Origin of the sequence: Actinocorallia aurantiaca (genome assembly GCF_039533685.1) — a bacterium.
GTDB classification, from domain to species: domain Bacteria; phylum Actinomycetota; class Actinomycetes; order Streptosporangiales; family Streptosporangiaceae; genus Actinocorallia; species Actinocorallia aurantiaca.
Genome location: NZ_BAAATZ010000019.1, coordinates 181,956 through 195,270, shown reverse-complemented (window position 1 = coordinate 195,270; position 13,315 = coordinate 181,956). Strand labels below are relative to the sequence as shown.

Here is a 13,315-nt window from a genome sequence, read left to right as displayed (position 1 = left end):
GAAAGAGATCCCTGCTATGTGAGTTTCAGTACGCGTTTGGCGTTGTCGTGCAGGAACTTCGGCCACACGTCGTCCTTGAGGGGGACGTTCGGCAGTTCCTTCATGATGCGTTCCAGGCTCAGGCCCATCGGGTAGTAACCCGCGTAGATGACCTTCTCCGCGCCCCGGGAATTGGCGTAGTCGATGATTTCCCGGGGGTAGTACTTCGGCGCGAAGGCGCTCGTCGAGTAGTACAGGTTCGGCCACTTGAGCATGAGTTTCACGGCCAGGTCGACCCAGGGTTCGCAGCCGTGGCGGGTGACCATCACCAGTTCCGGGAAGTCGAACATCACCTCGTCGATGTATTCGACCTTCTGCGGTTCGAAAGGCACCCGGGGACCGGGGATTCCGGCGCAGACGAAGACGGGCAGGCCCAACTCCACGCATTTGGCGTAGACGGGGTACATCTTCTTGTCGTTGATGGCGACCTGCGGGTGCGTCCCCGCGGGAAAGACGTCGACGGCCTTGATGCCGAATTCGGCGTGCGCCGAGACGATCTCCCGGATGGCGTCCATGCCCTTGTTCGGGTCCACCGAGAGGCAGCCGGCGAACCGGTCGGGGAATTCGGTGACCGCCCGCTTGCCGTCCTCGCTGCGCACGCCGACCAGGCCGGTGGAGACGCCATGGGCGTCCATCTGGCCGAGGGTGACGGCGATCGGGTCGGGGTGCTCCGGCTCATCGGCCTGGTCGGGCACGTCCTTGAACATGTAGCCGGCGGGCATCTTCAGCTTGCCGGACTCGGCGTCCTTCGTCTGCTTGGTGATGAACCCGTAGGTCGCCTTCGGGTCCCTCATGGGGAACCCGATCATCGTGTCGACGATGGGCTGGTCGTGGGGAATGGCCATGGCTCATTCGCTCCCGTCTCGCTGGGCGGTCGTCATCCTGAACGGCACATCCTTGTCCGGATGCCGCTGCCGGGGAAGGCCGAGGATGCGTTCGGCGATGGCGTTGAGCTGGATGAAGTCGGTGCCGCCGCCGATCCGCAGACCCTGGGCGCTGAGCAGCTGCTGCTGCCCCGACCCGTGCCCGGCCGTCGCCTCCCCGACCAGCAGCCCGTGGGGGCCTTCGATCGCCAGGGCGGTCTCGGCGGCGCGGTGGGCGCGCCTGGCCACCAGCAGCTTCATGATCGAAGCCTCGGGACCGGGCGGCACTCCCCTGGTGATCGCCGCCCGCATGCGCAGGCCGAGGAAGCGCAGGATCTCGTCCAGGGTGAAGACCTCGGCGATGTGCTGCCGGACCACCGGATCGTCGATCCGGCCGCGGGAGCGGGCCAGTTCCACCAGGGCCCGCGCGCGTTCGCCGCCGCCCCCGCCGATCATGGCGCGTTCGGCGGCGAGCGTGGTGTGCACGACCTTCCAGCCCGCGTCCACCTCGCCGACGACGTTGCCCGCCGGAACCCGCACCTCGTCGAGGAACACCTCGTTGAAGTGGTAGGAGCCGTTCATCTGGCGCAGCGGCCGCACCTCGATGCCGGGGGTGCGCATGTCGACGAGGAAGTAGGTGATGCCCTGGTGCTTGGGCAAGTCGATGTTCGTGCGGGCCAGCAGGATCGCCCAGTCGGCGACCTGGGCGGAGGACGTCCACACCTTCTGGCCGGTGACGATCCAGTCGCCGGTGGCCTCGTCCCGGACTGCGCGCGTTCGCAGCGATGCCAGGTCGGAGCCCGCGCCGGGCTCGCTGTAGAGCTGGCACCAGACGCGTTCGCCGTTCAGCAGTGGCGGCAGGTGCTCGGCGCACTGTGCGGACGTGCCGTGCCGCATCAGCGTCGGCCCGACCATCTTCAGGCCTATCATCAGCGGCCCGACGGAGACGTCGAACCGCTCGCACTCCTCGGCGAAGACGGCCTCCTGGCCGGGTGTGCCGCCTCGTCCGCCGAACGCCTCGGGCCAGGCGATCGCGGCCCAGCCTCCGGCCCGCAGCGTGGCCTGCCAGGCCTTGGCCGCCTCCAGGCTGGCGCGCTCGGCCTCCTCGTACGCCTCGGCGGACTCGGCGGACTCGAAATGCAGCCGGTGCTTCACCCTGCCGGAGAAGGGGGGCGCGTGCCCGGCCAGCCAGGTGCGGGCCTCGGCGCGGAACGCCGCCAGTTCGGGAGTGTCCTGCAGCTCCACTTGTTCTCCTTCGACGTGGTCAGCGCAGTCCGGGCGCCCGGGTGCGGAAGACGTCGGTGGCCAGGATCGCCCCGAGCCTCGTGGCGTCCCATTTCTTCTCGCCGGCCGAGATCGTGGCGTCCTCGGTCCAGCCGCCCATCAGGTGGATCTTGTCGTGGATGGCGCGGATGACCTGGCCGCTGACGTGCTGGGCCTCGTCGCTGGCGAGCCAGGCGACCAGCGGGGAGCTGCCCGCCGGGTCCATCGGGTGGTACTCGTCCTCGCCGAGTTCGTCGGGCTCGAAGGCCTTGAGGTCCTTGCCCATGGTCGCGGTCAGCCGGGTCATGCCGCCGGGCCCGACGGCGTTGACGGTGACGCCGAACCGGGCCAGCTCCAAGCTGGTGGTCAGCGTCAGCCCGACGATCGCGGCCTTGGCCGTCGCGTAGTTCGACTGGCCGAAGTTGCCGGACAGGCCCGCGCCCGAGGTGGTGTTGACGACGCGGCCGGTGAAGCGCTCCCCCGCCTGGTAGCGGGCGCGCCAGTGCTGTGCGGCCAGGTGGGTCATCAGCCAGGTGCCGCGCACGTGGACGCGCATGACGGCGTCGAAGTCGTCCGGCGTCATGTTCCAGATGACCTTGTCGCGGCCGATGCCCGCGTTGTTCACCACGATGTCGAGGCGCCCGAACTCCGCGACGGTCCGCTCGACCAGCGCCTTCGCCTGCTCCTCGTCGGCGATGTCGGCGAAGTCCGCGATGGCGGTGCCGCCGCGCTTGGCGATCAGTTCGGCGACCTCGTCCGCGTCGTTCCCCCTGCCCTCGCCCTGGACGCTGGTGCCGAGGTCGGCGACGACGACCTTGGCCCCGTGCTTCGCCAGTTCCAGCGCGTGCCCGCGGCCGATGCCGTGCGCGGCTCCCGTCACGATGGCGATCTTGTCCTCGAGCAATCGGGCCACGGTCCCGCCTCCTTGGGCTGACGTCATCACGGGCGGCGGCCTTGAACCCACCGCACCCTCATTGCAGAATGTATATGTTATTGAACATACCGCCCGATGTCTCCCCCGTCCGCACTCGCGGCCCCGTTTCCCGGAGGACCCAGGTGACCACCACCCCCACGGACGACTTCGTCGACCCGCGCGGAGACCTGCGCTGGGGAACCACCAGCACTCTGCTCACCGAAGCCGCGAACCGCCTCGGCGACACCGAGGCGATCGTCGACGGCGACGTCCGGATCACCTACGCCGAGCTCGAGACCGCCGTGACCGAAGCCGCCGCGGCCTTCCTCGCGGCCGGGCTGGAGCGGGGCGACCGGGTGGCGGTCTGGTCGCCCAACACCGCCCGCTGGATCGTCGCCGCGCTCGGCCTCCAACGCGCCGGGGGCGTGCTCGTGCCGCTCAACACCCGGTTCCAGGGCAACGAGGCCGCCTACATCCTGGACAAGAGCCAGGCCCGGATCCTGTGCGTCATCGACGAGTTCCTCGGACGCGACTATCCCGCCTCACTCGAGGAGGCCATCGGCGGCGCGGGAGAAGGCCGCCCTTACGCCGCGCTTCCCGGCTTGGAGAAGGTCGTCGTCCTCTTCGGGCAGGCCGGCCGGCACACCTCCTGGGACGATTTCGTGGCTTCCGGATCGTCCGTCACCGAGGAGACGGTGCGCGTAAGGGCCGCCGAGATCAGTCCAGACGACCTGTCGGACATGCTGTTCACCTCGGGTACGACCGGCAACCCCAAGGGCGCGATGTGCACCCACGCCCAGACGCTGCGCGCCTACGCGGTGTGGGCCGCGGTCGTCGGGCTGCGGGAAGGCGACCGCTACCTCGTCGTGAACCCGTTCTTCCACGGGTTCGGCTACAAGGCCGGCTGGCTGGCCTCACTCATCGTCGGCGCGACGATCCTGCCGGAGCGCACCCTGGACGTCCCGCACGTCCTGAAGGTGGTGCGCGAAGAGCGGGTGACGGTCCTGCCCGGCACGCCGACGCTCTACCAGACGATGCTGGAGCACCCCGACTTCAGCTCGGACGGCGTCTCCGGGCTGCGGCTGGCCGTGACGGGCGCGGCGAACGTCCCGCCCTCGATCCTCGAACGCATCAAGGAGGAGCTCGGCTTCTCCCACATCGTGACCGGCTACGGCCTCACCGAGTCCTGCGCGATCGTCTCCATGTGCCGCTACGACGACCCGCCGGAGATCATCACCTCCACGGCAGGCCGCCCCCTGCCCGGCCTGGAGGTCGTCACCGTAGACGCCAAGGGCCTGCCCACTCCGACGGGCGTCGAGGGCGAGATCCTGGTGCGCGGTTACACCGTGATGAAGGGCTACTTCGGCGACGAGGAGGAGACGGCCGCCACCGTCGACTCCGACGGCTGGCTCCACACCGGCGATATCGGCGTGATCGACGAGAACGGCCGGATCCGCATCACCGACCGCATCAAGGACATGTTCATCGTCGGCGGATTCAACGCCTACCCCGCCGAGATCGAGAAGATCCTGGACTCCCACCCGTCCGTCGCGCAGAGCGCCGTCATCGGCGTCCCCGACGAGCGCATGGGCGAGGTGGGGGCGGCGTTCGTCGTCGCGAGGCGGGGTGCCACCCTGGACGCGGACGAGCTGATCGCCTGGGCCCGGCGGAACATGGCCAACTACAAGGTGCCCCGCCGGGTGCACGTGGTGGACGCGCTGCCGGTGAACGCGGCGGGCAAGGTCCTGAAGAACGACCTGCGCGCCCGCCCGGGCGCCTGACGGGAGGACCACCGGCATGACGGACCTCAAGCCGACCGACCTCGGCATCGCCGAAGTCACCGAGCTGCCCCTGCACGCCGAGCACGCCCGCAAGGTCGCCGCCGTGCTCGACAACCCCGCGACCCTCCGGGACGGCGACGTCCTGCCGGTGCTGTGGCACTGGGCCTTCGGCACCCCCGAGGCCCCCACCCGCGACCTGGGCCCCGACGGCCACCCGCGCATCCCCCCGGGCGGCCCCACCGAGGGCCTCCCCCGCCGCATGTGGGCGGGCGGTCGTGTCCGCGTCCTCGGCGGCCTGGTCGTCGGCTCCCGCCCGGTCCGCACGTCCTCGATCCTGCGCGCCGACCGCAAGCAGGCCCGCTCAGGCGACCTGCTGGTGGTCACCGTCGAGCACCGCCTCACCCACGACGGCGAGACCCTCCTCGTCGAGGAGCAGGACCTCGTCTACCGCGCCCAGGGCACCCCCGTCCCCCTCCCCGAGGGCACCCATCACGAGCCCGCTCCCGAGCACGGCTGGTCCGAGGAACTCGTACGCACTCCCGTCGACCTGTTCCGCTTCTCGGCGATCACCTTCAACTCCCACCGCATCCACTACGACCCCGCCTACGCCACCGAGGCGGAGGGCTACCCCGCCCTGGTCGTCCACGGCCCCCTCTCCGCGATCACCCTCGCCGAGTCCGTCCGCGCCCACACCGGCCGGGAACTGACCTCGTTCTCCTTCCGCGCCACCGCCCCCCTCTTCGCGAACGTCCCGTTCACCCTCGTGGGAGCTCCCTCAGGCGAGGAAGGAGAACTCGCCTTGAAGATGGTCCGCAACGACGGCCAGACCGCCATGACCGCAACGGCCCGCGTGGAAGGCTGACCCGCCGAACGGCGCTCCGGAACACAGCCCCCGCGCCGCTCATTTCGGCCGTTAGGTTGGGAGCATGGCTTTCGTTCCGCCCGACTTCGAGGTCCCCCTTTGTCTCGACCGGCCGGAGTTCCGGCTCGAGCCGCTGGGAAGCGGGCACAACGAGTCGGATCACGCCGCGTGGACGTCGAGCATTGCGTTCATCCGGACCCTGCCCGGGTTCCGCGACGGCGCGTGGCCTCCGGTCGGCGGGATGAGCCTGGACGAGAACCTGGCCGACCTGGAACAGCATGCACGGGAGTTCTCCGAGCGCAGCCGGTTCGCCTACACGGTCCTACGGCACGGTCAGGTCATCGGCTGCGTCTACATCGACCCCAAGCCGTACTTCGAACGGACCGCCAGGGTGAAGTCGTGGGTCTCGAGCGACCACGCCGACCTCGACGAGCTTCTGCACATCGAGGTCTCGTCCTGGCTCGCCGAAGCCTGGCCCTTCCACCAGGTGCACTACCGGCCGCAGGCCGTCCTGGAGCGCCGCCTGGTCTCCTTCGAGGTGAAGGAGCGCTCCCGGGCTTTCAGGATCACCGTGGACGGCCGCCCGGTGGAGATGACGCTCACCGAGACCGAGACGATCGTCGGCAACCGGGGATCCTCCACGAGACGGCTTCGCCCGGCCAGCCCCGTCGACTGGCTGTCGAGCCCCAAAACGCCGCTGCCCGGATGGCCCGACGACTCCTGGATCAAGGTCCATCCGGACGACCGCACGGTGCGGGTGTCCGCCTTCCTTCCGAACGCGGACGGCAACGGCACGACCGTCTGGTGCCGAGACGAATTCATCCTCGCCTTCGATGAGACCTACACCCAAGTCGACATCGTCTGGGACCACTGGAACGACATCACCACCTGAGCCAACGACGGATGCCGGCATTGCGTCGACAACGACGTGCCGACGTCCCAGAACGCCGGCATGGACGACCGCCGGACTCGAGGTATGAGGATCCGGTGCGGTGCGGAGCCTCATCGCCGACAACACAGACTTCCTTCTACGCAAGGCCTCCTTCATCGCGGACCAGGACGGAAGGACATCATCCGCCCGACCGTCGACTACGAAGCATCCCCGACACCGTCGGTGATGAGCTGCTGGTATCCGGAAACGGAAGCATCCCCGCGTGCGCGGAGCCGACCTGCAGGACAAGCCGGAGGTGACCGTCCTGGGCGAAGCATCCCCGCGTGCGCGGGGCCGACGGGATGCCTGGACGGCCGCCGTGTGCCGTGCAAGAAGCATCCCCGCGCGGGGATGCTTCCACGGTCAGCGCGGGGGATATGCGACGCCACAAGTCGGCCCCGCGCACGCGGGGATGCTTCGGACCTCCGTGCCGCCCTGGACGAGTCCAAGGGGTCGGCCCCGCGCACGCGGGGTGCTTCCCAGGGCGAAGCCGTCAAACTCGGCAAGGCATCACCCGACTTCCAGGCGGCCGCCGCCTGACCGTGCGCCACTGCGAACTGGTCCAAAGTCGTCCGATCTTCTTGCCTCTGGCGGTCATCTGAAAGACCAGTGCCCCCGCCGCTGGTCGCTTCGAAGGAGTACCGACTTGTCCACCACCCCTTTCCGCCTGCTTTCGGCCGCCGTCCTGACCGCCGGCCTGGCCTTCGCCGTTCCGGCGCCGGCCTCCGCAGCGGGCGGTCCCTGCGCCGTCGGCACCTGGAAGCTCACCAAGTACACGATGAAGAGCCACATCGAAGAGGTCACCGCCAAGGCCAAGGGCGGTGAGGGCACCCGGCTGACCATCACCAAGAAGTCGGCCTCCTACGACTTCTCCCGCGCCAAGAAGGTCGTCACCAAGGGCGTCGTGGAAGGCGACCCCTACACCGTGACCGACGTCTTCAAGAAGAAGCTGACCTTCAAGTCCTCCCTCACCGGGAAGAAGAAGACGGGCAGCCTGTCCCTCAAGCCCAAGACCGCCACCGGCGGCGCGACCATCTCCAGTTTCCTCGGCGGCCAGTCCACGGGCACGGCCAAGCTCGCCAAGATTTACCGGGCCGGACTGGACGACCGGTTCATCCCGACCTTCGGCCAGTACACCTGCACGTCCAAGACCCTGAAGCTCGTGCTGGAGGCCGACGGGCCCAGGACCACCATCGCCTCCGTGCACTATTACAAGCGCGCCTGACATCCGCAGGGGGCGGAATCGGTATCGGCCATCCGCCCCCGAAGGGCCCGGCTCTCCTGTCCGTCGGCAGACCGCGCGCCGCCCTGCCGCCACCTGTCGAGGGGCGACCCGGACGACACCGGAATGCCGAGGGCGTCGCAATGCCGACCATTCGGAGCGGATGCCCGCTAGCGGCTCAGGGCGTCGACGGCTCCTGCCGTCGGGCGGGGCCGTCAGGCGACGGGGCGGTCCCGCGTGCGAGCCTCACCATTCCCGCCACCGCGATGACGATCGCGACGCTCAACAGGGTGAACTTCACTCCGGCGGCCACCGCCGCCCGCTCGAACCAGGCGTCGTCCATGTGCTCGAGGCCTGCCCGCAACGACAGGTTCTCCAGTACGTCGCAGACCGCCGCCGTGACGGCCAGGACGCATCCGGTCACGCCGATCGGCCGCCGTCCCCATCCCCACGCGCAGGCGAGAACGTTCGTCGCCGTGTAGCCGATGAGGAACGGGTAGTCGGCCGCGATCGCGTCCCGGAACTCGTCGACTCTTCCTTCGGTCACCTCGGCGGCCGTCCGCGCGCTCCAGGCGAACTCCAGCCGCACGATCGGCAGCGTGAAGTCGGCCATCCACGCGTAGACGGCGCTCCCCAGGACGAGCGGCGCCAGGCAAAGCAGAACTCTTCTCCACCCCATGGGGGAATGATCTCCGTAGCGTGCCGCAGAAGAAAGGGCCCGGCGGAATCCGTGTGTGGCGGCGGCCGGTCCAGAGGTACGGTCGGGCGCATGATCCTTGCCCACCACGCCGCCGTCGAGGCGATCGCCCTCTTCGTCCCCGCCCTGGCCATCATCGGGGTCATCGCCGGAGCGGTCATCCTGGACCGCAGGCGCGCGGCCGAGGGCGAAGAGGACGAGGACGGTCTAACGGCGGCGGGAGAGGGCGACCCCGGCCAGGCAGACGACGCCGCCGGCGAGGGCGAGCGGGGCGGGGACCTCCTCCAGCAGGACCCAGGCCAGGACGACGGCCAGCGGCGGGACGAGGTAGGTGGTGACGCCGAGACGCCCGGCGTCCATCCGGGCCAGGGCGTATCCCCAGGTGCTGAAGGCCAGGGCCGTGGGGACGAGCCCGAGGTAGAGCAGTCCTCCGAGCGCCCCGGCTGAGGCACGGCCGACCTCCTCGGCCAGCGCGGGCGCGTACGGAAGGCAGGCTACGGCGGCGATCGTGCAGCCCAGCCAGGTCACCTGCAGGACCGGAAGCCGCCGCAGCACCGGCTTCTGCGCCACCACCCCGATCGCATAGGCGACGGCGGCCACCACGCCGAGGGCGATGCCGAGCAGGTCCGCGTCGTCCTCGCCCGCCGTCGCCACGCCGATCAGCGCCGCCCCGGCGAACGCGACCCCCGCTCCGGCGAGCAGCCAGCGGGGGTAGCCCTCGTTCAGGAGGGTTCCGGCCAGCAGCGCGATGAGGATCGGCCCGATGTTGACGAGCATCGCGGCGGTGCCGGCGTCGATGCGCTGTTCGGAGGCGTTCAGCGCCACGTTGTAGACGCCGAACCACACCACTCCGTAGACCAGGAGCAGCGTCCATTCGCGGCGGTTCGGCCGTACCCAGTTGCGGCGGACCGCCAGCATCGCGCCGAGCACGACGACGGCCACGCCCAGCCTGCCGAGGGTGAGGGGTCCCGGCCCGAAGTCGTCGCCGAGGCCGCGGATCGCGACGAACGCCGAGGCCCAGGCCAGGACGGTGAAGACCACCGCGCCCAGCGCCAGCCCGTTCCCTTCCGTCCTGCCGTGAACTTCCGATGGTTTTGTCATGATCAAACCGTAGACCCGTTGTCGAACCTTTTTTCGACCCCGGGCCGCTCAGCTGGGAGTCCTCCGAACGCGGCGTCCGAAAGCCGCTACCGCCCCGCCGCCGAACGCAGGGCCGCCTCGATGATCTCCAGTCCCGCGACGGCGTCCTCGATCGGCACGGGAGGCGGGCCGCCGTGCTCGAGCGCGTTCACCACGCCCACGTAGAACTCCTGCCAGGCGCCGGGGTCGGTGCGGACCGGCCGGGACGCCCCGGGGACGCCCAGGAACCCGTAGGTCTCCGGCGGCATCTGGCCCCAGCCCGGCTCGCGCGGGGTGCGGCCCGCACGCAGCATCTCCTCCTGGACGTCCATGCCGTGCGTGACGTAGGAGGCCCGGTCCCCCAGCACCCGGAACCGGGGTCCGAGGTCGGCCGCGGTCGCGCTCATCCACAGGTGGGACCGGGTGCCGTTCTCGTGGGTCAGCGCCAGGAACGCGTCGTCCGCGGCGGTCGCGCCCGCCCGCCGCGTGTCGAGTTCGGCGTAGACGTGCGTGGGCGGGCCGAACAGGCAGACCGCCTGGTCGATGAGGTGGGTGCCGAGGTCGTACACGATGCTCCCCGCGTCGGCGGGGTCGGCCGACTCCTTCCAGGACTCCTTCACCAGGGGCCGCCACCGTTCGAACCTGGACTCGAACCGCCTGATCCCGCCGAGGACGCCCTCGGCCATGAGCCGCTGGAGCGTGCGGAAGTCCCCGTCCCAGCGGCGGTTGTGGTAGGGGAACACCGGAGGCCCGATCTCGGCCAGCCTCCTGGCCTGCTCGGACGTCACCGCGATCGGCTTGTCGATCACCACGGGCAGTCCGGCCTCCAGCGCCCGGGTCGCCAGCGGCACGTGGGTGCGGTTCGGGGTGGTGATCACCACGAGGTCGCAGTTGGCGGGGGCGTCGAACACCGGCGCCGGGTCCGGCAGCACCGCCACGCCCGGGTAGCGCTGCCGCACCGCGTCCTGCCGGGCCGGGTTCCCGGTCACCACGGCCGTCAGGACCATGCCCGGCACCGAGGTGATCAGCGGGGCGTGGAAGATCGAACCGCCGGTCCCGTACCCGAGGAGCACCACACGCAACGTCATGCCTCGATCATGGCAAACCGCCTGGAGCGGACCGGGATCCGGGGTCTCACCAGGCACGTTTCGCTCAGGGGAGGCGCAGTTCCGCGTAGACGGCGCGGTGGTCGCTGCCCGGCAGGCCGTGCACCGAGTAGTCCAAGACCGAGATCCTGCGGTCGGCGAAGACATGGTCGATGACGATGCCGGGGGTCGACCAGCCGTCGGCGGGCCAGGTGGGGCGCAGGCCGGCGCCGCGCACCTCGGCGGCGTCGCGGTAGCCGGTCGAGAGCGTTTCGCGCAGGCTCGCGTGGTCGAGGGTGGCGTTGAAGTCCCCGGCCAGGATCCGGGGCGTGCCCTCGGGGGTGGCCTCGGGCAGTTCGGTCTGGCCCGCGCGCCAGCACCGGTCGAGGCCGGGCCGCAGGGGCGCGCAGGTGTGCACGGCGACGAACTCGACCGGCCCGTCCGCGCCGGGGACGTCCATCGCCGCCCGGACCGCGCCCGCCGGAGCGGGAGCCGTCTGGAAGGGGTGGCGCGAGTACAGCGTGGTGTCGTGCGTGCCGTTCGCGGTGTGCGGGAGCAGCTCGAGGAGGCCCTTCTCCTCCAGCACCCGGCGGGCCTCGGGGGGGAGCTCCTGGATCGAGAGGACGTCGATCCGCAGGTCCCGCACCAGGGCCAGCACGCGGTCGGGCGGGGTGAGGCCGAACCTGACGTTGGCGCTGAGCACCCTCAGCACCGGCCCCTTCGCCGGCGGCTGCCCCTCTCCCAGCATCCGGGGGAGGACGAGCGCGCCGAGCACCACCGCGACGGCCAGCCCGGCCGCCGCCGCACCCCGGCGGCGCAGCAGCAGCGCCACGACCGGTACGGCGAACGCCGCGCCCGCCACATAAGGGGTGAAGGAGACCAGCTGGATCCACCGGAACCCGGCATCGATCCCGGAGAGCCTCAGCACCGTCCACATCAGGAAGGGCGCGATCAGCGCCCAGGCGACGGCGGTCCTCCACAGGCCCATGCTCATCCCCCGATCGGCGGGCGCGGAGCGCCCGGCACTCCGGCATCACAGCCGTGAAGAGTCTAGGCGATCTTCTCAGCCGGACGGGGCGCAAGCACCCTTTCCAGTTCATCCTCTCCCCGGACGGACGAGGAGCGTCAGGACCGCCGCGCCGGTGGCCGCGGTGGCGGCGGTGACGAACAGCCAGCCGTTGTCGAAGTCCCCGGCGCCGGGCGCCGCGCCCAGGACCGCGACGAGGGCGGCCACCCCGAGGACCGAGCCCACCTGCCGGGCCATGGTGACGACGGCCGAGCCGGTGGCGAACGAACCCGCGGGCAGGATTGAGACCGCCGCGCCGACCAGCGTCGGCAGGGTGAGGCCGACACCGACGCCGGTCAGCAGCATGCCGGGCAGGAACGCGGTGAGGTAGGCCGGGTCGGGGGTCAGGGCGGCGAACCACCACAGGTTCCCCGCGGCGAAGACGGCGCAGCCCAGGGCGGCGACCGCTCCCGGGCCGAACCTGCGGACCAGGGGTGCGGCGCCCAGGGCCAGTCCCGGCACCATCAGCGGGCCGGGGGCGATGGCCCAGCCGGTGCGCAGGGCCGACCAGCCCCAGCCGGTCTGCGCCCACAGGACCACGGCGAGCAGCATGGCGGCGAAGGCTGCGGCGAACAGCAGGTTCGCGAGGGTGGCCGGGCCGAAGGCGGGGGTGCGCAGCAGCGCCGGAGGGATGATCGGCGCGGGGTGGCGGGCCGACCTCGCCGCGAACCAGCCTGCCAGGACGGCCGCGGCCGCCAGCGCGCCGAGCGTGGGAGCGGAGGTCCAGCCCCATTCCTCGGCCTTGACCAGTCCCAGGGCCAGCAGGGCGATGGCCGCGGTGAGGATGCCCGCGCCGGTCAGGTCCGGACGGGGCCCGCCGGCGGGCGGCGAGGCGGGCAGGATCCGGGGGCCGGCCAGCAGGACGAACAGGCCGACGGGCAGGTTCACCAGGAAGACCCAGCGCCAGTCCAGCGCGGTGAGGAGCCCGCCCGCGACCGGGCCGAGCGAGGCGGCCTCCCCGCCGACGGCGGTCCAGCCCCGGACCGCGCCCGCCCGGCGGTCGGGCGGCGCGGCGGTCAGCAGCAGCCCGAGGGAGGCCGGGGTGAGCAGGGCCGCTCCGGCGGCCTGCAGGACCCGGGCCGCGATCAGTGTCCACACGCCGGGGGCGAGCGCGGCCAGCGCCGAGGCGAGGGTGAACACCGCGACGCCCCACAGGTAGGCGCGGCGGGCGCCGGTGCGGTCCGCCAGCCCGCCCGCCGGCACGAGCAGCGCGGCGAAGACCACCGCGTAGGCGTTGAGGATCCACGACAGCCGGGACAGCGGGGCGTCCGCGAAGTGCTCGCCGACGACCGGAAGCGCGACGTTCACGATGAACAGGTCGAGGTTGGACATCGCGACCCCGGCGGCGGCGAGGGCGAAGACCGGTCCGAACCGGACGGCCGCGGCGGGGGGTGGGGACGGGTGCAAGGCGGGTCCCTTCCGAGGAGGATAGTCAGTTGGATTTTCCAACTTATTGATGGCGGCACGGTAGACC

12 protein-coding genes are annotated in these 13,315 nt (G+C 71.0%); 4 read left to right on the top strand and 8 right to left on the bottom strand.

The annotated features are described in order from the left end of the window. Positions 1 to 14: 14 nt before the first annotated feature. From ABD327_RS23055 to ABD327_RS23045, 3 genes are read right to left on the bottom strand one after another with little or no spacing between them, the layout of a single operon-like run. Positions 15 to 884 (bottom strand): amidohydrolase family protein, encoded by an 870-nt coding sequence (locus ABD327_RS23055; protein WP_344452713.1) that lies wholly within the window; start codon positions 882 to 884, stop codon positions 15 to 17. 3 nt (positions 885 to 887) lie between these two features. After that, positions 888 to 2,147, bottom strand: a complete 1,260-nt coding sequence (locus ABD327_RS23050; RefSeq protein WP_344452712.1) for an acyl-CoA dehydrogenase family protein — start codon at positions 2,145 to 2,147, stop codon at positions 888 to 890. Between the two features lie 19 nt (positions 2,148 to 2,166). Then, a complete protein-coding gene (locus ABD327_RS23045) occupies positions 2,167 to 3,078 on the bottom strand; it encodes an SDR family NAD(P)-dependent oxidoreductase (RefSeq protein WP_344452711.1) in 912 nt (303 codons plus the stop codon). A gap of 143 nt (positions 3,079 to 3,221) precedes the next feature. Between ABD327_RS23045 and ABD327_RS23040 the strand changes: the two genes are divergently transcribed. The 4 genes from ABD327_RS23040 to ABD327_RS23025 all read left to right on the top strand — a co-directional run bounded on the left by ABD327_RS23040 (position 3,222) and on the right by ABD327_RS23025 (position 7,877). Then, complete coding sequence (locus ABD327_RS23040; protein WP_344452710.1) at positions 3,222 to 4,859, top strand: FadD3 family acyl-CoA ligase; 1,638 nt, start codon at positions 3,222 to 3,224, stop codon at positions 4,857 to 4,859. Positions 4,860 to 4,875: 16 nt separating this feature from the next. Continuing rightward, the gene (locus ABD327_RS23035) at positions 4,876 to 5,721 is read left to right on the top strand and encodes an HTD2 family dehydratase (RefSeq protein ID WP_344452708.1); all 846 of its coding nucleotides are present in this window, start codon (positions 4,876 to 4,878) and stop codon (positions 5,719 to 5,721) included. 64 nt (positions 5,722 to 5,785) lie between these two features. Further along, positions 5,786 to 6,613 (top strand): hypothetical protein, encoded by an 828-nt coding sequence (locus ABD327_RS23030; RefSeq protein ID WP_344452707.1) that lies wholly within the window; start codon positions 5,786 to 5,788, stop codon positions 6,611 to 6,613. Between the two features lie 685 nt (positions 6,614 to 7,298). Further along, the gene (locus tag ABD327_RS23025; RefSeq protein WP_344452706.1) at positions 7,299 to 7,877 is read left to right on the top strand and encodes a hypothetical protein; all 579 of its coding nucleotides are present in this window, start codon (positions 7,299 to 7,301) and stop codon (positions 7,875 to 7,877) included. A 175-nt stretch (positions 7,878 to 8,052) separates the two neighbouring features. Here the strand turns inward: ABD327_RS23025 and ABD327_RS23020 are convergent, their stop codons facing one another. The 5 genes from ABD327_RS23020 to ABD327_RS23000 form a co-directional block, all read right to left on the bottom strand. Beyond that, complete coding sequence (locus ABD327_RS23020; RefSeq protein WP_344452705.1) at positions 8,053 to 8,553, bottom strand: hypothetical protein; 501 nt, start codon at positions 8,551 to 8,553, stop codon at positions 8,053 to 8,055. Positions 8,554 to 8,778: 225 nt separating this feature from the next. Then, positions 8,779 to 9,672 (bottom strand): DMT family transporter, encoded by an 894-nt coding sequence (locus ABD327_RS23015; protein WP_344452704.1) that lies wholly within the window; start codon positions 9,670 to 9,672, stop codon positions 8,779 to 8,781. An 86-nt stretch (positions 9,673 to 9,758) separates the two neighbouring features. Next, positions 9,759 to 10,778, bottom strand: coding sequence for a Gfo/Idh/MocA family oxidoreductase (locus ABD327_RS23010; protein WP_344452703.1), 1,020 nt, complete (start codon positions 10,776 to 10,778; stop codon positions 9,759 to 9,761). Between the two features lie 64 nt (positions 10,779 to 10,842). Further along, complete coding sequence (locus ABD327_RS23005) at positions 10,843 to 11,769, bottom strand: endonuclease/exonuclease/phosphatase family protein (RefSeq protein WP_344452702.1); 927 nt, start codon at positions 11,767 to 11,769, stop codon at positions 10,843 to 10,845. A 102-nt stretch (positions 11,770 to 11,871) separates the two neighbouring features. After that, entirely contained in the window at positions 11,872 to 13,248 is a 1,377-nt protein-coding gene (locus ABD327_RS23000) for an MFS transporter (protein WP_344452701.1), read from the bottom strand. Between the last annotated feature and the right edge of the window lie 67 nt (positions 13,249 to 13,315).